We start from the raw sequence: 310 nt of genomic DNA, 5'->3' as shown, positions 1-310 counted from the left end.
CCCAGGACCCTTCGGTCCAAGTACCATCGGCGCTAGAGGGCTTAACGGTCGTGTTCGGGATGGGTACGTGTGGAACCCCTCCGCTATCGCCACCAAACGTGATTTTGTCGAAGCCATGCTTCTTAAAATCAAATATGGAACTGAAAATCATACACACATTCCGTGATGTACCAATTTTCATTTCAGAGATTATTCTCTGAAAACTAGATCCGAAACGAAATTTGCGATTAAAACCTGCATATTGGATAAGCCCTCGACCGATTAGTACTGGTCAGCTCCATGCATTGCTGCACTTCCACCCCCAGCCTAT

The 310-nt window shown here is 46.8% G+C and carries 1 rRNA gene; it reads right to left on the bottom strand.

The features are described from left to right. Positions 1–97: ribosomal RNA gene (rrf, locus tag HP552_RS03465) — 5S ribosomal RNA — on the bottom strand; the annotation flags it as partial. Positions 98–310 lie beyond the last annotated feature (213 nt).

This window comes from Paenibacillus xylanilyticus (assembly GCF_013359935.1).
Lineage (GTDB): Bacteria > Bacillota > Bacilli > Paenibacillales > Paenibacillaceae > Paenibacillus > Paenibacillus xylanilyticus.
The sequence above is the reverse complement of the archived record's forward strand: the minus strand, read 5'-3'. Positions and strand labels throughout refer to the sequence as shown.